Origin of the sequence: Mesorhizobium sp. M7A.F.Ca.MR.362.00.0.0 (assembly GCF_004023175.1) — a bacterium.
Lineage (GTDB): Bacteria > Pseudomonadota > Alphaproteobacteria > Rhizobiales > Rhizobiaceae > Mesorhizobium.
The window spans coordinates 1-826 of sequence record NZ_RZTF01000830.1; the positions used below are offsets into that span (position 1 = coordinate 1).

Annotated in this window: 1 protein-coding gene and 1 pseudogene; both read right to left on the reverse strand. The window is 59.2% G+C overall.

The window, feature by feature from the left end; translation table 11 throughout:
* Positions 1-545: SDR family NAD(P)-dependent oxidoreductase (locus EOC06_RS38010; RefSeq protein ID WP_128310158.1), on the reverse strand; the 545-nt coding region annotated here is incomplete at its 3' end.
* 85 nt (positions 546-630) lie between these two features.
* A pseudogene (locus EOC06_RS41200) lies at positions 631-826 on the reverse strand (sugar transferase); the annotation flags it as partial.

The following is an 826-nucleotide window of genomic DNA, read 5'->3' on the forward strand; positions in this document are numbered from 1 at the left end:
GTATTGAACGGTCGCAGGATGACCACCGGCACATCGAAGGACCTGGCATAAGACGCCGCCATCATGTCCGCGCCAATCTTGGATGCGGAGTAGGGGGACTGTCCCTGCAACGGGTGGGATTCGTGGATCGGCATGGTCAGAGCGGTGCCATAAACCTCGCTCGTGGACGTATGCACAATGCGCTCGGTTTCCCAGTGGCGTGCCGCTTCGAGGACATTCACGGTGCCCAGCACATTGGTCTCCACATAGGATTGGGCAGCAGCGTAGGAATAGGGAATCGCAATCAGCGCAGCCAGATGAAACACCACCGCCTGGCCGCGCACGATCCGGTTGATGAACGCGCTGTCACGAACGTCGCCACGAATGCATTGCAACTGGCTTCGAACGTGGTCGGGCAAATCATCCAGCCAGCCATGGCTGTCGAACGAGTTGTAGAGGGCCAGTGCCGTGACATCGGCACCTTCGTGCACCAGCGCTTCCGTGAGGTGGGATCCGATAAATCCATCCGCACCGGTGACCAGGACCTTCCTGCCGCGATAGCTCACGACCGTGCACTCCTTCGATCGTGTGAGCCGTCAAACTGGCGAACGAACAACAATCCATTCATGCCAAACTCCTCGCTTGCCAACTCTACCCACTTGCCGCGGGAGGCAGGGACACACCGAAAACCGCCCTGAAGCCCCGCATTATCCAGACGAGGTCCGATGCAATCGTGCGCCGCGGATAGTAGGCGAGGTCGATCGTTGCCTTGGCCGGGAACAGGACCTCTCGATAAAACAGGAGCGGATCAAGGGAGGGCGGGTAAAAACAGGCTTCGTGACGGAAG